This is a genomic window from Streptomyces sp. NPDC058773, from assembly GCF_042746015.1.
Lineage (GTDB): Bacteria > Actinomycetota > Actinomycetes > Streptomycetales > Streptomycetaceae > Streptomyces.
In genome coordinates, this window is record NZ_JBHYPE010000034.1 from 41,425 (window position 1) to 64,797 (window position 23,373).

Sequence of the window (23,373 nt, forward strand, 5' to 3'; positions counted from 1 at the left end):
GAAGGGAGACACACGTGCCCAACAAGGCACGGTCATCGCAGGCCACCGTCGAACAGCGGCGCCAGACCATCCTGCGCTACGTCGTCGAGCACGGCGAGACCCGCATCGACGAGCTGGCGGACCACTTCCAGGTGAGTCTGATGACGATGCACCGTGACCTCGACGACCTGGCCGGCCGCCATCTGCTCCGCAAGAAGCGCGGCCGGGCCGTCGCCTTCCCCGCCCTGACCATGGAGACCGCCACCCGCTTCCGCGAGGGCGAGAACCTGCCGGCCAAGAAGGCCATCTGCGCCTCCGCCGCAGCCTGGATCCAGCCCGGCCAGACGGTGGTGATGGACGACTCCACCACCCTCTACCCCCTGGCCGCCGCCCTCCGGAACGTCGAGCAGCTCACCGTCGTCACCAACTCCGTCGGCATCGCCCAGCTCCTCGGTTCCGAAGCGGACGTGACGGTCACCCTCCTGGGCGGCCAGTACCGCGGCGAGTTCAACTCCTGCACCGGCCCCGAGGTCACCCGCGCCCTCTCCCGCCTCCAGGCCGACCTCGCCCTGATGTCCGCCACCGCCATCCTCGAAGGCCGCCTCTTCCACCCGTTGCGCGAGTACGCGGACGTCAAGGAAGCCATGATCGCCTGCTCCCGCCGCTCCCTCCTCCTCGCCGACCACTCCAAATTCGGCAAAACCGCCACCCACGCCTTCGGCACCATCACCGCCTACGACACCGTTCTCACGGACACCACCACCCCGGAAAACGAAATCAGCGCGATCCGCGGTCTGGGCGTGGCGGTGCAGGCAATCGACCCCGGCGGACGCTGACCCCGGCACCGGACGGCGTGGGAAGCGACCGGCACCGGACAGCCCGGCAAGCGCCCGTCCGCGAAGGCCCGTCACCAAGCAAACCGAAAGCGCCCACCCGCCACCGAGCAACGCCGCCACCGACAACGGCAGCAAAAAGACCCTCCCGGCGGGAGGGTCTCGCCTGGCGCCCCCGGCAGGACTCGAACCTGCGGCCAAGTGCTTAGAAGGCACCTGCTCTATCCACTGAGCTACGGGGGCCGGGTGTGGACGTGGATCACGGACCGCGGTCAAGGATAGAGGTCCGGGTGCCTCGTCCCGGTTGCTTCACCTCCGTGGCACGTTGTGGAGGTTCGGTGAAGCGGTCCCGATAATCGCAGGCGGGTACGAATCCTGCATCGCTTTTGGCGCCTCGCGCGGCGGGTGTTGTGCACTCGTTATGCCTGCGTCTCGCTTGCCGCGAGTGTCTCGCGTGTCACTTATGCCGTTCTGTGGGGGTTCTTTCGGTACACACGAGGGGTTATACGCTTCAAAAACCTAACGAAATTGGGCATTCTGCGCATGTGGCGACCTTGGACGTACGACCCCGGCTGATCGATGCACTGTCCGTTCTGCGCGACCGCGTCGACACCGCACGCTTTCCACTGCCACTACGGGGCGCTGCCCGAGCCCGGCGCAACCGGGCCGAGCTGCTCGCCCAGCTCGACGACTATGTGATTCCCCGCCTGCGCTCCCCTCAGGCGCCGCTGCTCGCGGTGATCGGCGGATCGACCGGTGCGGGCAAGTCCACGCTGGTCAATTCGCTGGTGGGGCGGCGGGTCTCGGAGGCCGGGGTGCTGCGTCCGACGACACGTACGCCGGTGCTGGTATGCCATCCCGACGATCTCCACTGGTTCGCCGGCCCCCGGGTCCTGCCGCAGCTCGCCCGGGTGTGGGTCCCCGAGCAGGACGACGGCGGCGAGGGGGAGTATGCGCCGGGTGGGGGAGGCCTGAGCCGCGCGGAATACGGGGGCGGGGGCGGCGCCGGAGTCCGGGTTGGTGGAGGGGACGCAGCGGAGGGTGGTGGCGGGCTCGGGGCAGTCGGCGGACATGGGGCGATCGGTGGACACGGGGCGGGCGTAGGGCCGGGCCCGGTGGGTGGCGGCGGCGAGGCCGGGAAGCTGACGGTGCGGGTCGAGACGGATCCGGCGTTGCCCAGTGGGCTGGCGCTGCTGGATGCGCCGGACATCGATTCGCTGGTTGCGCGGAACCGGGAGCTGGCCGCCGAGCTGATCTGTGCGGCGGATGTGTGGGTGCTGGTCACGACGGCCGCCCGGTACGCGGATGCGGTGCCCTGGCATCTGCTGCGTACGGCCAAGGAGTACGACGTCACGCTGGTGACCGTGCTGGACCGGGTGCCGCATCAGATCGCCACCGACATCTCCGGGCGGTACGCCGAACTCCTCCAGCGGGCCGGTCTCGGTCATGTCCCGCGGTTCACCATCCCCGAGCTGCCCGAATCGGCCGGTGGCGGGAGCGGGCTGCTGCCCGCCACGGCCGTCGCGGCGCTGCGGGACTGGCTGGAGCGCCACGCCCAGGACCCCCTCGCCCGCTCCGCCGCGGCGGAACGCACGGCCGCCGGGGTGATCGCCTCGCTGCGCAGCCGGCTGCCCGCGCTGGCCGGGGCCGCCGCCGCTCAGCACGCTGCGGCGCTGCGGCTGGCCGGCCGGGTCGAGGAGGCGTACGAGCGGGCCGCAGAGCGGGTACGGCAGGAGGTCGCGGCCGGTGAGGTGCTGTCCGGGGACGCGCGCGCCCACTGGCGTGACCACGGGCTCGACGGCCGGTCGGACGAGTTGCTCGACGCGCTGACCGACGGGCTCACCTCGCTGCTGACCTGCGCCGTCGACGAGGCCGATGAGCGGGCCGCGGAGGCCTGGCGGCGGGACCCGGCGGCGGCCGAGGTCTCGCTGACGGCCGCCGCGGGCGCCGAAGGCGCGGGCGGGCGGCTCGGTGTGATCGTCCGGCGCTGGCGGCGCTGCCTGGAGGAGCTGGCCGAGGAGGAGACCCGTGAGGCGCGCGCCGGGCAGGCCGGGGAGCGTGCCGGGTCGGTCGAGCCGGAGGAGTCGGCGGCGCTGTTGGCCACCGCGTTGCTCGGCGGCCGTCGCGCCCGTACGGCGGGCGAGAACCTCGCCGACCTCTTGGGTGCACAGACCGCGCTGCGGCTCTGCGAGCGGGGCGGCCGCCTTCTGGCCACCTATCTGGAGCGCGCCCTGGACGGTGAGCGCGAGCGGCGGCTGGCACCGCTGGACCAGCTGACCGTGCCGCTGGACCAGCAGGCGGAGCTGATCGCTGCACTGTCCGTATTGCAGAGGGAGAGGCAGCGGCAGGACTCGGAGACGGAGCGGGCGCGGGGGCCCAAGGAGCGGCGGCGGGAGCAGGGGCAGGCGGAGGAGAGGGCGAGGACGAGGGTCTTGGAGAAGGAGAAGGAGAAGGAGGAGGTGTCGGGGTGAGGGATTCCGCGGTGGTGGGTTCGGGGGAGGGAGAGGCCGGCGTAGCGGTGGGGGAGGGCGTGGTGGCGGTTGAGGGGGTGGCGTCGGCGATGGGGGAGGTGATGTCGGCGCGGGAAGCGGCGTCGGCGGAGTCTGAGACATCGAGGGAGCCGGGGGAGTCGGACGAGTCGGGGGCAGTGGTGGCGTCTGGCGGGGGTGGGGAGTTGGCGGGGGATGTAGAGGCGGTGGGATCTGTGGGTTCTGGACGGTCCTTGGGGGCGGTGGGGGAGGCAGAGGCTGCCGAGCCTCAGGAGGGGCAGCGGCCTGCGGTGTTGAGGGAGCAGGAGGAGGCCGGGGCGGCTGTGGGGTCCGATGCGGCCGGATCCGGACCCGGACCGGTATCCGGGGCAGAGGCCGGCGCAGCGCCGGCGCCAGGGCCACGAGTGGGTGGGACGTGGGATGACGGGTTGATCGCACGGCGGGCGCGGGATGCGGGGGTGCCGAGGCCGGGGGCGCGGGTGGAGGCTCCGGTCGAGGCAGCTGTTGCGGCGGGCGGTGGCGCGCCGGTTGGTACGCCAGTGGGTGCGCCGTTCGGGGACCGGGCCGGGGAAAACAGTGATGCGGAATCCCGTTTTGCGGAAGGCCATGGCGCGGAGCCCCGTAGCGAGAGGGCGGGTACCGAGCGGACGCACGCCGAGCGGACGCGTGCGGAGAGGTCGCGTGTCGGGGGATTCCGTGGTGAAGGAGCGCGTAACGAGGGAGCCCGTCGTGAGGGCGCCTACAGCGAAAGGGTCCGCGGCGGTGAAGCAGGACCAGGTGGCAGGGCACGTGCTGATGGGCGTGATGACGCGGGCGTGGGGGCGATGGTGCAGCCGCGTTCGCCGGCCGAGGTGGAGAACGGTGGCGGGGGTCCGTACAGGTGGGTTGCGGACGGGGGGCGGCGGGCCGTGGGGGGCGGGCTGCGGGCGCGGCTGGATGCGCTGCGGGAGTTGATCGCGCTGTCCAGGACCCGGCTGGAGGGGCGGACGCTGGAGGGTGCGGGGCGGGTGCTGGAGACGGCGGACGAGCGGTACCGGCTGTCCGCCGAGCACACCGTCGTCGCCATCGCCGGGGCGACCGGCAGCGGTAAGTCGTCGCTGTTCAACGCGCTGGCCGGAGCGAATCGTTCGCAGGTCGGGCCGCGTCGGCCGACGACCGCGGAGCCGGTGGCCTGTGTCTGGCCGGGCAGCCGGCCGGGCGCGGACGGGCTGCTGCACCGGTTGGGCGTGCCCGTCCACCGTCGGCACGTCCCGGCGGACGGCAGCTCCGAGTTGCGCGGGCTCATCCTGATCGATCTGCCCGACCATGATTCCTCGGCCACCGAACACCGTGCCCAGGTGGACCGGATGCTGGAGCTGGTGGACGCGGTGATCTGGGTGGTGGACCCGGAGAAGTACGCCGACGCGGTGCTGCACGAGCGGTATCTGCGGCCGTTGGCGGGCTACGCCGAGGTGATGTTCGTCGTCCTCAACCAGGTGGACCGGCTGCCCGGGGACGCCGCCGACCAGGTGGTCGACGATCTGCGTCGGCTCCTGGACGAGGACGGGCTGGCGCTCAGCGAACACGGGGAGCCCGGGGCGGCGGTGCTCGCGCTGTCCGCCGCGACCGGCCGGGGCGTGGCGGAACTACGGGAGGCGCTCGGCCAGTTCGTCACGGAACGGGGCGCGGCGGACCGGCGGCTCGCGGCGGATGTGGACGCCGCGACGGAGCGGTTGCGGTCGGTCTACGTGGCGCAGAGCGGGGTCGGGCTGACCGAACGGGCGCGCGCGGAGTTCGACGACCGTTTGGCAGAGGCGGTGGGGGCGGTGGCCACCGGGCGGGCGGCGGAACGCGATTGGCTGCGGTACGCGGAGCGCGCCTGCGGGTCCCCGTGGTCGCGGATGCGGCGGTGGCGGGGGAGACGGTGGGGAGCTCGCGGTTACCGGGCGGGGATGACCGACGTGGGGATGACGGGAGGACGGACAACGGGAACGGGAGCCTCGGGGGTCGGGACCTCGGAAATGGAGAGCGGCCGGGGAGGGTGTACGGGCGCCAGGGCGACGGGTCCCGGGCCGACGGGCGCTGGGCGGGCCGATGCGGGGCGGCGTGGCGCGTCGGCGGTGGACGGCAGGGCGGCGGCCCGGCCGGTGGTCGAGCAGGCCGTCCGCACGGTGGCGGCCGAGGCGGCACACGGGTTGCCGGCGCCGTGGGCCCACGCGGTGCGGGAGGCCGCGGACCGCGGTGCCCACGGGCTGCCGGAGGCGCTGGACGTGGTGGCGGCCGATGCCGAGGACTCGCTCCGGGGCGGGCCGGCCGTGAGGCCGCGCTGGTGGACGGTTGCCGCCTCGCTCCAGGGGATGCTGACCGTGCTCCAAGTCGTCGGTGTGCTCTGGCTGCTGGGCGCGGTGACCGGCGTGGGCGACGCGACGGCCTGGCTGTCCGGGCTGCTGCCCGCGGTTATCGGGTCGGTGGGCGGGCCGGCGCTGGGGTGGATGTGCCGGGTGGTGGCACGCGGCCCGGCCCGGCGCTACGGGCAGGACGCCGAGCGGCGGTTGCGGAGTGCGGCGGCGGCGTGTGGGCGGGCGCGGGTGCTGGAGCCGGTCGCCGCCGAGCTGCTGCGCTATCGCGAGGTACGGGAGCAGTACGCGGTGGCCTCGGGCGCGTGACGCCGGGGCGGAGGGACGGAACGACGGAGGGGCGGAGGGACGGAACGACGGAGGGACGGAAGGAGGAGAGGGCGGAAGGGCGGAAGGGCGCAGCAGTCCGGCGGGGGAGGGGAGACGAGGACCTGCGGGCCGCTCGACGATCGCGACTGTCCGATGCCCCTTCCAGGTGGCCGAGTTGTCCACAGCCGGCCACTCGTCCACAGGCCTCGGCGGGGCTTGCCGAATCCGTGCAGCATGAGATCCACGCAGCGCGAGCGGTACGTGACAGAGCGAGCGCAGGACATGGGGGAGGCGTATCAGGTGAACGACACGATGGTGACGCTGGTGGGAAATGCCGCGACGGCGGTGGAGCACCGGCAGACGGCGGCGGGTGTGACGGTGGCGAGATTCCGGCTGGCGGCGACCCCGCGCCGGTGGGACAAGTCACTGGAGCGCTGGACCGACGGGGAGACGAGTTTCTATACGGTCCGGTCGTGGCGCGGGCTCGCCGACAATGTGGCGGCGTCGGTCGCGGTGGGCGAACCACTCATCGTGCAGGGGCGATTGCGGCTGCGGGAGGGGGAGCAGCCGCCGGAGAAGGGCGGGCAGCGCTGGTTCTCGGCGGAGGTCGACGCCGTGGCGATCGGCCACGACCTCACACGGGGCACCGCCGCATTCCGCAGAGTCCTCCGGTCGGTACCGCGTACCGGCATGAGTGGCATGGGTGCGGCTGCGGACGGCGTGCCGGCGCCGGCCCAGCAGTCTCCTCCGGTACCGGGATCTTCCGCGGCGCCTGAACCCTCCGAGGGACAGGGCCCCTTCTCGGTACCGGTCCCCTCCCCGGCATCGCAGTGCGCCTCGGGGCCGGAGCCCTCCCCGGCGATGTGCCACTCCCAGGTGACGGAGTTTTCCCCGGCCCCGCACTCGCCCACCGCGCCGTACCCGCCCTCATCTCCGCCATCGCAACCGCAACCGCCACCTCGCCCCGCTCCACCGGCGCAACAAGATTTATGGGAAGGCCCGTTTCCCGACGCCGCCCCACGCGCAACCGTCGGTGCACGGACGGCAACCAACCCGACGACGAACACGGCAACCAACCCGACAGCGAGCCGGGCAGGCACCGCACCGAAAGCCGCCGACTCACCGAAAGCCACCAACTCACGGAAAGCTGCCAACTCGCCGAAGGCCCCTAAGGCGCAGTCGCCCTTCAGGGCACGGGTGACTCCCAGCGGGCGGGCGGTCCCCGGAGCGGAGGGGGCTTCCAGACCGCAGTCGGCCGCCGGACCACAGCCAATCTCCTGAGTGCGGACGACCGCTGGCGAGTGCCCAGTTCTCAACGGCGAAGACGAAGCAGCACCCCGGCCTCCTGGTGGTCGCCACAACCGGTGGTGTGCGGCTGCCGGGACCGCCGGACCGCCTGGGACCGCCAGGGCCGTCAAAACGCCTACGACCAGCGGGATTGCGGCTGCCGCCGGGGCTTCCGGAGGTGCGCCGCAGCACCTTCCGCCATGCCCTATTCACCCGAGAAGGGTGGTTCGCCCTGAACCTGTCTGGTGATTTGTCGATAATGCCAGGTCAGGGTGCCTGTTGTCGGTAACGATTGCGATTCGGATCGCTTATGGGAGGTCATTACCGGGGACCCTGATGCACCTGCTCCATAAGATCCGACAAGTACTCACGGGGGCTGACGTGTTCGGCTGTTGAGTTCTTTGGGATCTTTCCGGCGAGGCAACCTCTCCCACTCGACCGCCTCGCCCAGAGGGGAATTTCATGCTTTCGATGAAGAGGCGGGGCGCAGCCCGCCTTGCCGCCGCGGTCGTGGCCTCCGGCCTGGTCGCGGCGGGTGCGATAGCCACCGCGGGGCCTGCCGCGGCGGACGAGACGACCCCCGCCCACGGGGGTGCCACCGCCACGCTCGGCGGTCTGAAGACCTTCGACCAGGCGGTCGTGCACAACGACGGAGGGGACCAGCGCGTAGGCGCCGGCCTCTTCGAGATGGCGGTCGACAACGGCGGCACGCTCCAGACGTACTGCATCGACATCCACAACCCGACGCAGCAGCAGGCGAAGTACCAGGAAGTGCCCTGGAGCGCCTCCTCGCTGCACAACAACGGGGACGCGGGCAAGATCCGCTGGATTCTGCAGAACTCCTACCCGCAGGTGAACGACCTGGCCTCGCTCGCCGCCAAGGCCGGCGCCGGGAGCCTCACCGAGAAGACCGCCGCGGCCGGCACCCAGGTCGCGATCTGGCGCTTCTCCGACCACGCCAAGGTGGACGCGGTCGACCCGGCGGCCGAGAAGCTCGCCGATTACCTGGAGAAGAGCGCGCAGAACGTCGCCGAGCCCAAGGCCTCGCTGACGCTCGACCCGCCGGCCGTCTCCGGCAAGTCCGGCAGCAAGCTCGGCCCGGTGACCGTGCACACCAACGCCGACAGCGTCACGATCTCCCCGGCCGCCGGTGTGCCCGCCGGTGCCAAGGTCGTCGGCAAGGACGGCAAGCCGGTCACCAGCGCGACCGACGGCACCCAGCTGTTCTTCGACGTGCCCGCGGGTGCCGCGGACGGCAGCAGCTCGCTGACCGCGCAGGCCGCCACCAAGGTCCCGGTCGGCCGTGCCTTCACCGGCATCGGGGAGCACGCCAAGAGCCAGACCCAGATCCTGGCCGGATCCAGCGAGTCGACGGTCTCCGCGGCCGCCACGTTCTCCTGGAAGAAGCAGGGCGCCATCCCGGCGATCACCGCCGAGAAGAACTGCGCCAAGGGCGGCGTGGACGTCACGGCCACCAACAAGGGCGATGAGGCGTTCCGCTTCCAGCTCTCCGGCAAGGACTACGAGATCGCCCCGGGCAAGTCGCAGACCGTGACGGTTCCGGTGGCCGAGGACCAGCCGTACAACATCACGATCAAGGGCGAGGGCGGCTTCAAGAAGTCGTTCTCCGGGGTCCTGGACTGCAAGACCGCCGGCAGCGGCGGTGGCAAGCCCTCCAGCCGGCCCAGCCCGGCGTCGGTCGGTGGCAGCACCGGCGGCGACAAGGGCGGCGACCTTGCCGAGACCGGCTCCAGCAACGCCACCCCGATGATCGCCGGTATCGCGGTCGTCCTGGTCGTGGTCGGCGGCGCCGCGGTGTTCTTCCTCCGTAAGAAGAAGGCCGGCAGCCCCGCCCAGTAACACCCGGCGGCCGGTGCCCCCCCGGCATCCGGCCGCATCCGGCGGCCACTCGTTCCCCCGAGGGTGAGCGGTAAGTGGCGACCGCCGGTGAAGCACCGCACGGCCCCGGAACGCACCAGCGCTCCGGGGCCGTCGGCGTTCGGTCGGCGGTCGGCGGTCCATCGGTCGGCGGTAATCGTCCCGGCCGTTGGTGCCGGGTGGCCGTCGGAGTCTCCCGGCCGTCGGCGTCGCCGTGGTCATCGGAGTCCCCCGGCTGTCGGACCCGCCTCGGCCGTCGTAGTCCCGCGGGCCATCGGTGCGGCCCCGCCCCACGGCCCCGCCCGCCCCTCGTCCTCACACGCGCCGCGCCCCGGCTCGCCCCCACCCGCGCCGGCCGCTGGCACCCGCCGCCCTTCGCGGCTCCGCCCCCAGTCGTGATCAACGCTCACAGACGGCAATCAAGCGGACACCGAGTCGCCGTAGGCCGGCCGTGGGCAGGGGTGGGGTGACCTACTCGTTTCCGCCTGAGCGCAGGCGTACGGCAAGATGGGGTGTATCTGCCCTCCCTCGGTTGCCGTGCACGATGGCCCCGGGGCGGTGCCGCACAGACCCTGATCGATCCAATCTGCCGGACGGTTTCTCTTGGCTGAGTACATCTACACGATGCGCAAGGCGCGCAAGGCGCACGGCGACAAGGTCATCCTCGATGACGTGACGCTGAGCTTCCTGCCGGGCGCAAAGATCGGTGTCGTGGGTCCCAACGGCGCCGGTAAGTCCACGGTGCTGAAGATCATGGCCGGTCTCGAGCACCCGTCGAACGGTGACGCGTTCCTCGCCCCGGGCTACAGCGTCGGCATGCTCCTGCAGGAGCCGCCGCTGGACGAGTCGAAGACCGTGCTGCAGAACGTGCAGGACGGCGCCGCCGAGATCATGGGCAAGCTCCACCGCTTCAACGAGGTCGCCGAGCTCATGGCGACCGACTACTCCGACGAGCTCATGGAGGAGATGGGCAAGCTCCAGGAGGACCTCGACCACGCCAACGCGTGGGACCTGGACACCCAGCTCGAGCAGGCCATGGACGCGCTCGGCTGCCCGCCCGGCGACTGGCCCGTCACCAACCTCTCCGGTGGTGAGCGCCGCCGCGTCGCGCTGTGCAAGCTGCTGCTGGAGGCCCCCGACCTGCTCCTCCTCGACGAGCCCACCAACCACCTGGACGCCGAGTCCGTGCAGTGGCTGGAGCAGCACCTGGCGAAGTACCCCGGCACCATCGTCGCCGTCACCCACGACCGGTACTTCCTCGACAACGTCGCCGAGTGGATTCTTGAGCTCGACCGCGGCCGCGCCCACCCGTACGAGGGCAACTACTCCACGTACCTGGACAAGAAGGCCTCGCGCCTCAAGGTCGAGGGCCAGAAGGACGCCAAGCGTGCCAAGCGTCTGAAGGAAGAGCTGGAGTGGGTCCGCTCCAACGCCAAGGGGCGGCAGGCCAAGTCCAAGTCGCGACTGGCCCGTTACGAGGAGATGGCCGCCGAGGCCGACAAGATGCGGAAGCTGGACTTCGAGGAGATCCAGATCCCGCCGGGCCCGCGTCTGGGCAATGTCGTCGTCGAGGTCGAGAAGCTCAACAAGGCCTTCGGCGAGAAGGTCCTGATCGACGACCTGAGCTTCACCCTGCCCCGTAACGGCATCGTCGGTGTCATCGGCCCGAACGGCGCCGGCAAGACCACGCTGTTCAAGATGCTCCAGGGCCTGGAGACGCCGGACTCCGGCGACATCAAGGTCGGCGAGACCGTCAAGATCTCCTACGTCGACCAGAGCCGCGAGAACATCGACCCCAAGAAGACCCTGTGGGCCGTGGTCTCCGACGAGCTGGACTACATCAACGTCGGCCAGGTGGAGATGCCTTCGCGGGCGTACGTCTCCGCCTTCGGCTTCAAGGGGCCGGACCAGCAGAAGCCGGCCGGGGTGCTCTCCGGTGGTGAGCGCAACCGCCTCAACCTCGCGCTCACCCTCAAGCAGGGCGGCAACCTCCTGCTCCTCGACGAGCCCACCAACGACCTCGACGTCGAGACCCTGTCGTCGCTGGAGAACGCGCTCCTGGAGTTCCCGGGCTGCGCCGTGGTCGTCTCCCACGACCGCTGGTTCCTCGACCGCGTCGCCACGCACATCCTGGCGTACGAGGGCGACTCCCGGTGGTTCTGGTTCGAGGGCAACTTCGAGTCCTACGAGAAGAACAAGGTCGAGCGCCTCGGCGCGGACGCGGCCCGTCCGCACCGTGCCACGTACAAGAAGCTCACCCGGGGCTGACCGGCGTGCGTCATCTCTACTCCTGCCCCCTGCGCTGGTCGGACATGGACGCGTTCGGCCATGTCAACAACGCGGTGTTCGTCCGCTACCTCGAAGAGGCGCGGATCGACTTCACGAACCGGCTGGCGCCGGGGGGCGGCAGCCCGTCGTTCACGGGCGGCTCGGTCGTCGCCCGGCACGAGATCGACTACGTGCGGCCGCTGGTTCACCGGCACGCCCCGGTGACCGTCGAGCTGTGGGTGAAGAAGATCAGTGCCGCGTCGATGACGGTCGCCTACGAGGTCAAGGACGAGGACACGCTCTACCTGCGGGCCTCGACCGTCGTCGTGCCGTACAGCTTCGCCGACGAGCGTCCGCGCCGGCTGACCGCGGAGGAGAAGGCGATCCTCAAGGAGTATCTGGACGACGCCGCGCATCAGGAGGGGTCCGTCGCGGGATGACGGTGCTGCACCTGGCCGGTGCGGGGGAGGCGGCGGATCTCGCCGCGTTCCTCGCCCGCCTGATCCACTACGACCGCGCCGCCGCGGTACGGCTCCAGGCCGGCGGCGGGGTGCTCGCCGTCTTCGGCCGCCCGCCGTCCTTCGAGGTGCTGGCGGTCCGTACGGCCCGGCTCGCCGACGACACCACCCTGGACCGGACGGTGTCCGCCGGTGAACTCCTCGACGGCGTGGCCGAGTCGGCGGAGGCGCTGACCGTGCCCGCCGCCGTCACCGGCCCGCCGTGGACCGGGCTGCTGCCGCCGCGCGGCGGCTGGCAGCGGGTGCCGGGGCTGCCGGAGCCCGCGGCGCTGGTGCGGACGGTGGCCGCCGCGGTCGCCGAATTCCGCGCCCGCGACGAGGCGCTGCCGCCGCAGCACCGCACCCGCACCGAACGGGACCGCATCGGCCGGGAAATCTGGTCACGCACCCTCGGCGACACCCACCTCCCGCTGCGCGCCGCCCATGCCGCGCAGTCGCTGGGCTTTCTGCGCCCGGTGCGGGACGGCGCCCTCACGGGCGGCGGCACCGGGGCCGGAGCCCGCTCGGCGCAGCCCGTGCATCAGCCGCTGAGCCTGCTGTCCGCGGGCGGCTGGCTGCGGCTGAGCACCCCGTACGGGTCGATCGCCGTACGGACCGGCGGCGCGGCCACGGGCTCGACGGGGCTGTCGGGGTTGCCGGTGACACCGGTCTGAATGGAGTGTTCGGGGGCCGGGGCGCGAGGGGACGACTGTCCGGCCGCGACGGGCTGACGGACGGCCGGGACGGGAACTCCGGCGGCCGGGACGGCTGGTCGGCCCGGACGTCACCAACTGCCGCTGAGACGCCTCGTGATGAGGCGCATCGGCCGGCCGTGGCAGCAGCCCCGGAGACGGCCCCGTGGCGCGACCGATCAGCCGTCGTTGCCGGAAGCCGGCCGACGCCATCAACTCGCCCTCGGCGACCAGCAGATCGAGCCCCTGGCGCGCCCGCGCCTTCACCCTGGCGGTGGTGAAGGCGCGCACCAGCCGGTCGCAGGCGATCGGCGCGTCATGCCCCTCGACGGGCCGGGCGGCCGTTCGCGGGTGCCGTGTCCAGGCGTGACCGGGTCGTGGCAGGGCCGGCCGGGAAGTGGTGCGGTCAGTCTGCGGAGTTGATCATCGACGCGGCGGCGTAGGTGAGGTAGTTCCACAGCTGTGTTTCGTGGCGCTCGGACAGGCCGAGCGAGTCCACCGCGTCCCGCATGTGCCGCAGCCAGGCGTCGTGCGCGGCCCGGTCGACGGTGAACGGGGCGTGCCGCATCCGCAGCCGGGGGTGGCCGCGGCCGTCGCTGTATGTGCGGGGGCCGCCCCAGTACTGCATGAGGAAGAGCGCCAGCCGCTCCTCGGCCGGTCCCAGGTCCTCCTCCGGGTACATCGGCCGCAGCAGCGGGTCCCCGGCGACGCCCTGGTAGAAGCGGTGCACCAGGCGCCGGAAGGTCTCCTCGCCTCCGACCTGTTCGTAGAAGGTCTGCTCCTCGAGCGTGCCGCGTGGAATCTTGTTCACCCGTCCATGGTGGCAGACGTCCCGGCGGAGGACTCCGGTCGTAGGGCCACGGCCGGTGGCGGGGCCGGAAATGCGGCCGGGGCGTGACCGGTTGGTCACGCCCCGGGGTCGCCTGCGGCCCTTGGCGGCTCAGCCGCGGCGGACGGTCAGCGTCGTCCAGGCGCCGACATGCACCCGGTCGCCCTCATGGAGCGGCACCGGCACATACGGCTGGATCGGGTCCTCGGCGAGGTTGATCGTCGTGCCGTTGGTGGAGTTCTGGTCCACCACGGCCCAGCTGCCGTCCTGCTGCTGCACCAGCAGCGCGTGCTGGTGCGAGACGCCCGGGTCCTCCGGCGTGCTGCCCAGGTCGATGTCGGGCGACTCGCCGGTGCTGTTGCGTCGGCGGCCGACCGCGATCTGGCCGTTGGCGAGCGCGAGCACCTGCTCGGGGGAGTAAGCGGGCAGGTTGAGCCCGGCCGCCTCCGGGCCGCTGCGGCCCATCATCGCCATGAAGTACTCGCGGTCCGGTGCGACCGCGACCACCCAGCCGGTGCCGACCACCGGCGCCGGACCCTGCGGCGGTGCCGCGGGGCCCTGGCCGGGGCCGCCGTTCCACTGCTGGTCCGGGCCCGGCTGCTGCGGCGGCATCTGCTGCTGCTCGTACGGGCCGGACTGCTGCTGTTGCTGCTCGAACGGCGGCTGCTGCTCGTACGGTCCCGGCTGCTGCTGCGGCGGGAACGGCGCGGGCGGCTGCTGCTGCTCGAACGGGGCCTGCGGGCCCGGGCCGGGCGGCGCGGGCGCCATCGGCGGGGGAGCGGCCTGGGCGCTCGGCGGGTTCAGCGTCCAGTCGTCGCCCTGCTGCGGCGGCGGGCCGCCCTGCGGGCCGGGGCCCGGCATGCCGGGGGGCGGGCCGGGCGGGAAGCCGCCGGGGCCCGGCTGGTCGGGGAAGCCACCCGGACCGGGCTGGTCGGGGAAGCCGCCGGGGCCGGGGCCGCCGGGCATGCCCTGCTGCTGCGGGGGCTGGGGTGGCGGGAAGCCGTAGCCGCCCTGGGTGCCGGGGCCGGGCGCGGGTGCGCCGGGTCCGCCCTGCGGGGGCGGGAAGCCGTAGCCGCCCTGGGCGCCGGGGCCGGGGGCGCCGGGCGGCGGGCCCGGCTGCTGGGCGGGCGGCGGGGCGTAGGACGTCGGGGAGTTGGTGAGGAAGTTGTAGCGGCAGCCCTCACAGAACGGCGCCATCGCCTCACGCGGCGTACCGCACTGCGGGCAGCTCTCCGGTTGTCCGGACGGGCCGGGGCCGGGGCCGGGGGCGCCGGGTCCGCCCTGCGGGCCGGGCTGCGGGGGCGGGAAGCCGTAGCCGCCCTGGCCGCCCTGGGAGTCGGCGGGGCCGGGGCCGCCACCGAAGTCGGGAGCACCGGGGCCGCCACCGAAGTCAGGAGCGGGACCACCGAAGTCGGGACTCGGGCCGCCGAAGTCGGGGCCGGGACCGCCGGGCGGCGGACCGGGCTGCCCCGGCGGCGGGCCGGGCTGTGCCGGGGGCGGACCGGGCTGCCCCGGCGGCGGGCCGGGCTGTGCCGGCGGCGGGAAGCCGTAGCCGCCCTGGCCGCCCTGGGAGTCGGCGGGGCCGGGGCCGCCACCGAAGTCAGGACCCGGGCCACCGGGCGGCGGGCCGGGCTGCCCCGGCGGCGGACCGGGCTGCCCGGTGGGCTGCCCCGGCGGCGGGGTGTTCAGGAATCCTGCAGGCAGGGAGGGCGGCGGGGGGACAGCACCCGCCATCCGCTGGCCGCACACCTCGCACCAGTCTTCGGCCACCGACTGGTGGCCGCTCGGGCAGGTCGGCATGTCGGTTCTTCCCCCTCCGTACCGAATTTTCCGGTAGTACTGCTCGGTACTTTTCGTAGCTATTTCTTCATGCGAACGGTCTTTGTCGAGCGCGTTTCGAGAGTCATCTCGTCCGCCTCCGCGACCTTCGCCTTGAGTCGCACAGTACCGGTCGCCGTATCGACGACGTCCACCACCTTCGCAAGGAGTTTCGCAGCCTCCTCGTTCCCCGAGGTGCCGGCGAGCTGTACCGCGCGGCCCAGCTTCGCGGTGGCGTCGGCGGTATCACCCGACTTGCGGGCATTGAGCCCCTGCTGGATGGCTTGCGCCAGTTCGGCCTGACCCGTGTAGTGCGCCACCCGCGGATCGATCGCTGTGGAAGCGGCCACATCGTCCGTCCACAGGGCCCGTACGAGAGCCTGCGTCAGGGGCCGCGGCGGGGGCTGCGCGGGGTCGCCGTCCGGAGTGGAAAGGACCAACGTGATCCGGCCGGCCAGCATTTCCCGGCCGATTCCGGCGGCCGGTACCCGGAGGCAGAGGTGGTAGTCCCGGGACTCGTCGCCCCAGGAGCCGGTCGGGTAGTCCGCCGACCGCGGACCGGACTCCCGGCGCCGCCCGGTCAAGTCCTCCACGGTGGGCGCCACTTGCCGGACGAACACGGTCTCGGCACCCAGCGGCGTCCACAGCCGCAGCCCGACATCGGCGACCGCCTTGCCCATCGCCGCCCTCATCATCCGCGTGAAATCGGCGGTCAGATTGGCCGGATCGGCGACGATATCGGCGGTGCCCAGCAGCGCCGAGGCGATGCCGGTGACCTCCTTGACCTCCCAGTCGGTGCCGACCCCGCGGACATCGCAGGTGAACGACCCGGCGCAGGCGTCCAGGGCCGCCCGCAGCTCCCGCGGCGACTCGTGCTCGTTGCGGCCGTCGGTGAGCAGGATGGCGTGCCGGATGCCGGTCCCGGCCGACGACAGCAGCCGGCCGGCCAGCCGCAGCCAGCCGCCGATCGCCGTGCCGCCGCCCGCGGTCAGCGCGCGCAGCGCCGCCTTCGCCTGCGTCCGGGTGGCGGCCCCGGCCACGGCCAGCCGGCCGCCGCCGGGATAGACCTCGACGGCCCGGTGGGTACCGGCCACCACAGCGAAGCCGACGCCGTCGCGCACGGTGTCGAGAGCGGCGGCCGTCGCCTCCCGGGCGCCGCGCAGCTTCGCCGGCGGATGGTCCATCGAACCGGAGCAGTCCAGCATGATCACCACGCCGGCTTCCGGCCCGCCGCTCCCCGCTTCCGGCAGCGGCCGGCCCCCGGTCGTGCCGCCGCCGGTCGCGGTGACCGTGACGACGGCGTGCATCTCCCGCCCGCCCTCGGGGAGACAGGGGTTCTGGTGCACCTCGGCGGAGAAACGCGGCACCCGGGACTTGGCGAAGTTGGCCATCCGTTCCGCTCCTTGAGACGCCGTAACCGGTCGGTCCGTACACGTGGTGCATGGCGCATGGCGCAGGGCGCGCGGGGGCGTACGGGCGGGGCGCGTCGTGCACCCCGCCCACCCGCTTCCGGGTGCGCCGGTCAGGCCGGGGCCGGCTGCGCCGCCGGGGCGGGGAACGGCACCAGCGCCACGGTGACGTTGTCGTGCCCACCGCCGTCGAGGGCGTGGGTGACCAGCGTGCGGGCGCCGTTCAGCGGCCTGGTGGGGGCGTCGTGCGGCAGCACCGCGGCCATCTGCTCCGCGGTCTCCGCGTAGTTCCACAGTCCGTCGGTGCACACCACCACGACACCGGGCCCGTCCGGCTTGAACGTCGCGGTGTGCGGTTCGACCTCGTACGCGTCCGCGCCGAGCCAGCCCGTGATGGCGTGCGCACGCTCGTCGGCGTTCGCCTCGGCCTCGGACATCAGGTTGTTGGCGACCATCTGGGCGGCCCAGGAGTCGTCCTCGGTGAGCCGGACGGGCGGCGCCGTGCGGTCGTTGGGGATCCAGTAGGCGCGGCTGTCGCCGACCCAGCCAATGGTCAGCAGGCCGCCGCCGACCACCGCGCCGACGAAGGTACAGGCCGGAGCGTTCTGCTGGCGGTGCTCGTCATGGGCCAGGGACGGCTCGGCGGCGAGTGCGTCGACCGCCGAGGAGGCCGCCAGGATGGCGTCGTGCATGGCCTGGGCCGGGTGCGTACCGCGCGGCAGGGACGCCCGCAGTGCCTCTCCGGCGGCCTCGGACGCCGCCGTGGACGCCTCATCGGGGCGGGTCGCCGAGGAGACCCCGTCGCAGACCACGGCCACCACGGCGGGGGTGCCGTCGGGCAGCGCGGCGGAACGGAGCGCGAAGAAGTCCTCGTTGCGGTGGTGCCGGTGGCCCCGGTCGCTGACCGCCGCGATGCCGCCGACCTCGCACTCCATGTGGTCGCGGGGGCGGGGCCGGGCGTGCCCGCAGTGCGTGCAGTAGCCGTCGGCGCCCACCGCCCCGGACCGGCAGGCGGTGCAGACGGGGGTGTCCGCGGCGGCCGTACCGGCGGCAAGGGCCGTGTCGGACGGGTCTTCCGCCGCGGCGGAGGCGGGCTCCGCGCCGGGACCACCGGGCTCGGCGGGCGTCCCGGGTTCCGGGGCGGGCGTTGCGTTTTCCGGGGCGGACGTTGCGGGCTGCGCGCCCGCTGCCACGGACTCCGCGCACGGTGCCACGGGCTGCGCGGCGGGCCCACCGGAGGGCATGCCCCCGGCCGCGGCCCCGGCGGCAGCGTCGGCGACCGCCTCGTATCCGGCCACGCGTGGATCGGCGGCCGGCGGGGCGTCGGACAGCGGCGGTCGGCCCGGCAGCGGCGGCGCGCCGGCGTCCCCGTACGGGAGACGGGCCTGTGGGTCCGGAGGCGGCGGCCCGGCCGGCACCGCGCGGTCGGCCGCCGCGGGCGCCGCCGGTGGCGCGGCCGGCATCGGCGGCGGGGGCGGCGGGGGCGGTACGGCGGAGGCGCCGGGCGCGGGCGGCGCGCCGTACGCCGAAGGTGCGGCGGGCGCCAGGAGATCGACGCCGCACCGCCCGCAGAATTTGTCCCCCGCACCGAGCGGTTCGTCACAGCCCGGACACCGGGACGGCCCAGTCACACCCATGTCACACCCACGTCCTGGGGCGGAAGCGGTTGGCCCGTTCCACCAGTTCGATCCTTTTCTCACCACGCTGCGCCAGCCGTGCCAGCAGCCGGTACGACTGCTCCAGGCCGAAGCGCAGACCGCGCTCCTCCAGCGGGCTGCCGAGCAGCGCCGGCCGCCCGGCCGCGGTCGCCGCGCCGTCCGGCCCGGCACCGTGGCTACCGGAGATTACCCAGTCCAGGGCGCTGCCCAGTACCTCGGTGGTGAGTTGTTCCCGGCGCTCGGTGTCCAGACCGAAGTCCGCGAGCGCCTCGACCTGTTCGGCGGCCGCGCGCAGATCCGCCAGCAGCGGATCGCGGGGCGACCGCTCCCGCAGCCGGGCGCGGACCGCCGCGATCCGCGCCGCGACGTAGTGGATGGACGACTCCGGTACGGACTCCAGGGCCTCCACCGCGCCGCCGCGGTCGCCCGCCGCCAGCCGCACCCGGGCCAGCCCGAACGCGGCGCCCACATAACTGCGGTCGGTCGCCCACACCAGGCGGTAATACTCCAGCGCGTTGTCCCACTGGCCCAGCAACTCCGCGCAGACGCCCAGCGCCAGCTTCGGCGCCGGCTCACCGGGGAAGGCGTCGTAGACCGCGTCGAAGGCCAGCGCCGCGCCCTCCCGGTCATCGGCCGTCAGCGCCACCAGGCCGCGGTGCCACACCACCCGCCAGTCCGCGCCCCAGGTGGCGGGCTCCCCGCCGTCCCGCCCCGTGGCGGCGGCCCACGACCCGGCGGGCTCCGCCGCGACCGTCGCCAGCACCTCCTGTGCCGCCGTGCCGTCCCCGGCCTCCAGACGGGCGCGCAGCTCCCGCAGCCGCAGCTCCAGGGAGTCGGCGGGCGCGGCCCGCAGCGCGCCCAGCAGCTCGGCGGTTCCGGCGGCGGGCAGCCCGGCCAGCAGCCGGGCGTTGGGGTCGCCCGGGTCCACCCGCGGCACCGGCAGCGCGAGGGCGGCGCCGGCGACGTCCAGGGGGCGCAGCCGCGGACCGCCGGACGCCGCCGCCCGCTCCGGCGCCGCTCCGCGCGCCCCCAGCAGTGAACTGTCGCCCTCCGCCGCGGCCATCAACTCGGTGTCCGTCACCCGGAGTTCCGGCCCGAACAGCGTCGACAGCGCGGGCCGTGGCTCGCCCGACCGGAGCGCCACCACCTCCCGCAGCACCCCCGTCAGCTGCTCGGCCATCTCCTCCGCGGAGGCGAACCGGCGCGCCCGGTCCGGGTCCGTGGCGCGCACCAGCAGCCGGTAGAAGGACTCGTAGCGGCGGAACACCTCGATGTGGTCCGGGTCCGGGAGGGAGTCCGCGAAGATGTTCGTGTAGCCCTGGAAGTCGAAGGTGAGGACGGCGAGGGTGCGCGCCACGGTGTAGAGGTCGGAGGAGACCGACGGGCCGAGCGCGGCGACCTCGGGCGCCTGGTAACCGATCGTGCCGTAGATCGGGCTCACGTGGTCGTCCATCCCGCGCACCGCGCCCATGTCGATCAGCTTGAGCTGGTCGTGCTGCTGGATGGCGTTGTCGACCTTGAAGTCGCAGTAGAGGAGGCCCCGGCTGTGGAGGTGGCCGAGCGCCTCCAGCGCCTCGATGCCGTACGCGCAGGCCTGCTCGACGGGCAGCGGATCGCGCCTGCCCTGAGCCGTACGCCGGTCGTTGGCGAGGTCCTTGAGCGACTTGCCGCCGACGTACTCCATGACGATGTAGCCGTCGCGGCTGCCGGTCGTCCGGTCGAGATGCTCCACGAAGTTGTAGATCCGCACGATGTTGGCGTGCTCGATCTCGGCGAGGAAACGGCGCTCGGACACCGCCACCGCCAGCGCCTCCTCGTCGCCCGTGTCGAGCAGCCCCTTGAGCACCACCCAACGGTCGGAGACCGCGTGGTCGGTCGCCAGATAGATCCAGCCGAGCCCGCCGTGCGCCAGACAGCCCACGACCTCGTACTGGTCGTGTACCAGGTCACCGGGCCGCAGCTTGGGCTCGAAGCTGTACGGATGGCCGCACTTGGCGCAGAACCCTTCCGAACGGCCCGGCTCGTCGCCGCGCGTCCGGCCCACCGGCGCCGCACAGTCCGCGCGGCTGCAGAACCGCTTGCGCTCCGGGACCTCGGGGTTGTCCAGCACCGCCGTCCGCGGATCGGGCCGCGGCACCTCCGGGACCGCCACCAGCCCGGCGCCCAGCCGGCCGCGCGACGGCCCGGAGGACGCCCCGCTGCCCGAGCCGTGCACCGACACCGCCGCGACCGCGCGCGTACGGCCCCCGGACACGGCGCGCGACAGCCGGCCGGACACCGACCGCCGCGATGCCGACGGGCGGGCCGACGGCGCGCCGCGCCCCGAACCGGGCGCGGGGGAGGGGACCGTCAGCAACGCCCCGGCCGCCTCCCGCGCGGCAGCGGCGCCCGCCGACGCCCGGTCCGTCAGGCCCGTGGGCGGCGACGACAGCAGCCCGCCCGGGGAGACCACCGGCGCCAGACCGCACACGTCGCAGTAGCGCTCACCGCCGCCGACATCCTCGTAACTGCCCGCGCAGTCCCGCCGCTGGCAGCGCTCGTCGGCCCGTTCCGTCACTACTCCCCCTGTCCCTGCGGCTGTTGCGGAACCAGCGCCTCCGCGGCGGCCTGCTGATAGCGCCACACCGCCTGCTCGGCCGCCCGCAGATCACACGGCGCGCTCCACAGCATCCGGCGCGCCAGGTCGTACCGCTCCGTCAGCAGTGGGTCCTCCGCCATGCCGTGGCGCGCGACCTTGGCCTTGTAGGCGTCCAGCCGGCCGCGCAGCTCGGCGCGCACCGCGAGCGGCGCGGTCACCGCTGTCAACGACGCGCGGGCCCGGTGGAGTTCCTCCTCCGCCCGCTCCTCCAGGCTGTCCAGCAGCGGTGAGAGCCGGTGCCACTGCGCCCGTCTGCGGTAGCCGGCCGCCGCCGCCAACTGCTCGTGCAGCGCGGTCGGCGGACCGCTGACCGCCGGCACCTCGGACGCGGCGATCTTCGCCAGCACCTCGCCCCGGGCCTGCCGCGCCTCGGTCAGCGTGCGGTCCGCCCGCGACAGCACGTCCCGCAGCTGCATCAGCCGCCGCTCCGCGTCCTGCCGCACGTCCAGCACTGCCGCCACCTCCCGCCGGATGTCCTCCAGGGCACGGGCCGCACGGTCGTAGCGCCCGGTGTCCGGCCGGCCCCCGCCCGGCGCCGAACTCCCCGTCGCGGACGACACCCAGAACGCCAGCGGATCGGCGATCACCCGGGCCCGCAGCCGCAACAGCTCCTCGGTGATCCGCTCCAGATCGTCACCTGACGGATGCTCGCCGGGCCGCACACCCACCGAATGTGCCAGCGAACGCGTCCGCTGCAACTCGGCCGACAGCAGATCTATCCGGGCCGGCAGCGCCGACCAGACCGCGTCGGCGGCCACGATCACATCCAGCGACCGCGCGTACAGCCCGTTGATCCGCGCGACGAGGCCCTCCAGGCTGAACCGCTCGCCGGGCCCGGCCGGGACGTCCTCCCCGTAGCCGGCCGCCGGAGCACCGTCGTCCGCACCGCCGCCTTCCGGACCGCCGTCCGCCGTGGCCGCACCCGGCACCGTCACGCCCGCGCCGTGCAGCAGCTCCGTCAGCTCCGCCAGCTCCTCCGCGGACGGCCAGCGGCGCCGCTCCCGCAGCTCACGGGCGGACTCCAGGGCGGCGGTGTACGCGTCGAACAGCGTCCAGAGGACCGTGATCGACCGCTCCGCCTCGGCCCAGCGCTCCTTGGTGGTGCCGGAGAGTTCGGCGCCCTCCAGCAGCCGGCGCCCCGCGTGATCCTGCAACGCCAGCAGCGATGTCTCGATCGCCTCGTACTCGGCACCGAGCCGTGCCAGGGCGCGATCCGCCTCCTCCCGGTCCAGGACCGGGGCATCGGGCCTCCCCGGAGAGCCGGGGAAGGGTCCAGGGACCCCCATCGATCACCTCTCCAATACGCGTACGCTGCACGGCGATTGCTGCGACCCGGCGGCCGCTGCGGTCCGCTCCTTCCGTTTCCTCCTCCATAGTGACCTCATCCGGCCCGCTCCATGGGGCGATCGTCCGCACACCGCTCCTTGGAGCGATCAGTCGCTGTACTCCGGCGACGGCGGCCCCGATATGCCGGGCAGATCCGCCCGCAGCCACTTCTGGTACGCCCGCATCCAGGGGCTGTCCGTGGCGCCGTCGCCCCGGTAGTCCGCCAGGACCTTGTTGACCCGCCGCACCAGGTCCGTGTCGTCCTTGTTCATCGCCACGCCGTACGGCTCGTCCGTGAACGGGCGGCCCTTCAGCTCCACCGCCGGGTCCTGCGCCGCCTGTGCCGCGGCCAGCGCACTGTCGGTGACCACCGCGTCCGCCTCGCCCAGCTGGAGCCGCACCAGACAGTCGAGTTGATTGGGCACGGTCAGCACCTTGGCGCCGTGCGGCCGCGCCGACAGCTCGCTCTCGCCCGTCGAACCCGCCGCCGTGCACACCCGCTTGCCCCGCAGCGAATCGTCGAACGCCGTGATCTTCGACGCCTTCGGGGCCAGCACCTGCTGCCCCGCCTGGAAGTACGCCGTGGAGAACGCCACCTGTTCCTTGCGGGCACAGTTGATGGTCATCGTCCGTACCACGATGTCGACCGCGCGCTGCTGGAGCGCCGGTATCCGCCGGCTGGTCCCCACCGCTTTGAAGACCACCTTCGGATGCGGCCCCAGGATGTCCTCGGCGACCGCCCGCGCCAGATCGATGTCGAAGCCCTCCAGTGCGCCGGTCGTCGGATTGCGGTACCCCCACCGGTAGGTGTTCTGGTCGACCCCGACGACCAACTGGCCCTTCTCCTTGATCCGCGACACCGCCGCCCCGTCGTCCGACGACGGCCGCAGGCTCTCCGCGGCGTTCCGCGCCGTGCAGGGCGCCGCGGCGGGCCCGGCTCCCGGCCCGTACGCCCGGTGTGTCACCGCCGGTGAGACCGCACCACCACGGCCGGGCCCGTCCTCCCCGGCGCCGCCGCCCAGCGCCGGCACCAGCAGCGCCGCGGCCGCCGCCATCACCCCCATCCCCGCCGCGACCGGCGCCAGGACGGCGCGCAGCTCCTTCAGCCCTCGCGCGCGCATCCTCAT

The 23,373-nt window shown here is 73.4% G+C and carries 15 protein-coding genes, 1 tRNA gene and 1 pseudogene; 8 read left to right on the top strand and 9 right to left on the bottom strand.

Annotated elements, in window-relative coordinates; all coding sequences use genetic code 11:
* Positions 1–14 precede the first annotated feature (14 nt).
* Positions 15–815: a DeoR/GlpR family DNA-binding transcription regulator gene (locus ACFW5B_RS25780; RefSeq protein ID WP_386444073.1), complete on the top strand. Its 801-nt coding sequence runs from the start codon at positions 15–17 to the stop codon at positions 813–815.
* 164 nt (positions 816–979) lie between these two features.
* Here ACFW5B_RS25780 and ACFW5B_RS25785 read toward each other — a convergent pair.
* Positions 980–1,055: transfer RNA gene (locus ACFW5B_RS25785), tRNA-Arg, on the bottom strand.
* A gap of 302 nt (positions 1,056–1,357) precedes the next feature.
* Between ACFW5B_RS25785 and ACFW5B_RS25790 the strand changes: the two genes are divergently transcribed.
* The 7 genes from ACFW5B_RS25790 to ACFW5B_RS25820 all read left to right on the top strand — a co-directional run bounded on the left by ACFW5B_RS25790 (position 1,358) and on the right by ACFW5B_RS25820 (position 12,550).
* Positions 1,358–3,283: an ATP-binding protein gene (locus tag ACFW5B_RS25790; RefSeq protein ID WP_386444076.1), complete on the top strand. Its 1,926-nt coding sequence runs from the start codon at positions 1,358–1,360 to the stop codon at positions 3,281–3,283.
* Between the two features lie 842 nt (positions 3,284–4,125).
* Positions 4,126–5,946 (top strand): GTPase, encoded by a 1,821-nt coding sequence (locus ACFW5B_RS25795; RefSeq protein WP_386444079.1) that lies wholly within the window; start codon positions 4,126–4,128, stop codon positions 5,944–5,946.
* A 312-nt stretch (positions 5,947–6,258) separates the two neighbouring features.
* Positions 6,259–7,227 carry a single-stranded DNA-binding protein gene (locus ACFW5B_RS25800; RefSeq protein ID WP_386444147.1) on the top strand — a complete coding sequence of 323 codons (969 nt, stop codon included), beginning with the start codon at positions 6,259–6,261 and terminating at the stop codon, positions 7,225–7,227.
* A gap of 468 nt (positions 7,228–7,695) precedes the next feature.
* Positions 7,696–9,093: an LAETG motif-containing sortase-dependent surface protein gene (locus ACFW5B_RS25805; protein WP_386444082.1), complete on the top strand. Its 1,398-nt coding sequence runs from the start codon at positions 7,696–7,698 to the stop codon at positions 9,091–9,093.
* A 621-nt stretch (positions 9,094–9,714) separates the two neighbouring features.
* Positions 9,715–11,379, top strand: coding sequence for an energy-dependent translational throttle protein EttA (gene ettA / locus ACFW5B_RS25810; protein WP_386444085.1), 1,665 nt, complete (start codon positions 9,715–9,717; stop codon positions 11,377–11,379).
* Positions 11,380–11,384: 5 nt separating this feature from the next.
* Complete coding sequence (locus tag ACFW5B_RS25815; RefSeq protein WP_386444088.1) at positions 11,385–11,819, top strand: acyl-CoA thioesterase; 435 nt, start codon at positions 11,385–11,387, stop codon at positions 11,817–11,819.
* The gene (locus ACFW5B_RS25820) at positions 11,816–12,550 is read left to right on the top strand and encodes a hypothetical protein (RefSeq protein WP_386444091.1); all 735 of its coding nucleotides are present in this window, start codon (positions 11,816–11,818) and stop codon (positions 12,548–12,550) included. Before ACFW5B_RS25815 ends, ACFW5B_RS25820 begins: the two co-directional genes overlap by 4 nt.
* Before the next feature lie 216 nt (positions 12,551–12,766).
* Here the strand turns inward: ACFW5B_RS25820 and ACFW5B_RS25825 are convergent.
* The 8 genes and pseudogenes from ACFW5B_RS25825 to ACFW5B_RS25860 form a co-directional block, all read right to left on the bottom strand.
* Positions 12,767–12,952: pseudogene (locus ACFW5B_RS25825) on the bottom strand (ABC transporter ATP-binding protein); the annotation flags it as partial.
* A 22-nt stretch (positions 12,953–12,974) separates the two neighbouring features.
* On the bottom strand, positions 12,975–13,379 hold the full coding sequence (locus ACFW5B_RS25830; protein ID WP_386444094.1) for a globin: 405 nt from the start codon (positions 13,377–13,379) through the stop codon (positions 12,975–12,977).
* Between the two features lie 129 nt (positions 13,380–13,508).
* Positions 13,509–15,197: an FHA domain-containing protein gene (locus tag ACFW5B_RS25835; RefSeq protein WP_386444097.1), complete on the bottom strand. Its 1,689-nt coding sequence runs from the start codon at positions 15,195–15,197 to the stop codon at positions 13,509–13,511.
* Between the two features lie 59 nt (positions 15,198–15,256).
* On the bottom strand, positions 15,257–16,606 hold the full coding sequence (locus ACFW5B_RS25840; RefSeq protein ID WP_386444100.1) for a VWA domain-containing protein: 1,350 nt from the start codon (positions 16,604–16,606) through the stop codon (positions 15,257–15,259).
* Between the two features lie 131 nt (positions 16,607–16,737).
* On the bottom strand, positions 16,738–18,261 hold the full coding sequence (locus ACFW5B_RS25845; protein WP_386444103.1) for a protein phosphatase 2C domain-containing protein: 1,524 nt from the start codon (positions 18,259–18,261) through the stop codon (positions 16,738–16,740).
* Between the two features lies 1 nt (position 18,262).
* Positions 18,263–20,839, bottom strand: coding sequence for a tetratricopeptide repeat protein (locus ACFW5B_RS25850; RefSeq protein WP_386444105.1), 2,577 nt, complete (start codon positions 20,837–20,839; stop codon positions 18,263–18,265).
* Positions 20,839–22,206, bottom strand: a complete 1,368-nt coding sequence (locus ACFW5B_RS25855) for a hypothetical protein (RefSeq protein ID WP_386444107.1) — start codon at positions 22,204–22,206, stop codon at positions 20,839–20,841. The genes ACFW5B_RS25850 and ACFW5B_RS25855 overlap by 1 nt, the downstream gene beginning before the upstream one ends.
* A 147-nt stretch (positions 22,207–22,353) precedes the next feature.
* Entirely contained in the window at positions 22,354–23,373 is a 1,020-nt protein-coding gene (locus ACFW5B_RS25860; RefSeq protein ID WP_386444109.1) for a glutamate ABC transporter substrate-binding protein, read from the bottom strand.

Bases quoted from the DNA above. Each gene is read 5' to 3' on its own strand.
- ACFW5B_RS25795 (WP_386444079.1), top strand. From the start codon at position 4,126: ATGGTGCAGCCGCGTTCGCCGGCCGAGGTGGAGAACGGTGGCGGGGGT.
- ACFW5B_RS25800 (WP_386444147.1), top strand. From the start codon at position 6,259: ATGGTGACGCTGGTGGGAAATGCCGCGACGGCGGTGGAGCACCGGCAG.
- ACFW5B_RS25805 (WP_386444082.1), top strand. From the start codon at position 7,696: ATGCTTTCGATGAAGAGGCGGGGCGCAGCCCGCCTTGCCGCCGCGGTC.
- ACFW5B_RS25820 (WP_386444091.1), top strand. From the start codon at position 11,816: ATGACGGTGCTGCACCTGGCCGGTGCGGGGGAGGCGGCGGATCTCGCC.
- ACFW5B_RS25835 (WP_386444097.1), bottom strand. From the start codon at position 15,197: ATGCCGACCTGCCCGAGCGGCCACCAGTCGGTGGCCGAAGACTGGTGC.
- ACFW5B_RS25840 (WP_386444100.1), bottom strand. From the start codon at position 16,606: ATGGCCAACTTCGCCAAGTCCCGGGTGCCGCGTTTCTCCGCCGAGGTG.
- ACFW5B_RS25845 (WP_386444103.1), bottom strand. From the start codon at position 18,261: ATGGGTGTGACTGGGCCGTCCCGGTGTCCGGGCTGTGACGAACCGCTC.
- ACFW5B_RS25855 (WP_386444107.1), bottom strand. From the start codon at position 22,206: ATGGGGGTCCCTGGACCCTTCCCCGGCTCTCCGGGGAGGCCCGATGCC.
- ACFW5B_RS25860 (WP_386444109.1), bottom strand. From the start codon at position 23,373: ATGAGGATGCGCGCGCGAGGGCTGAAGGAGCTGCGCGCCGTCCTGGCG.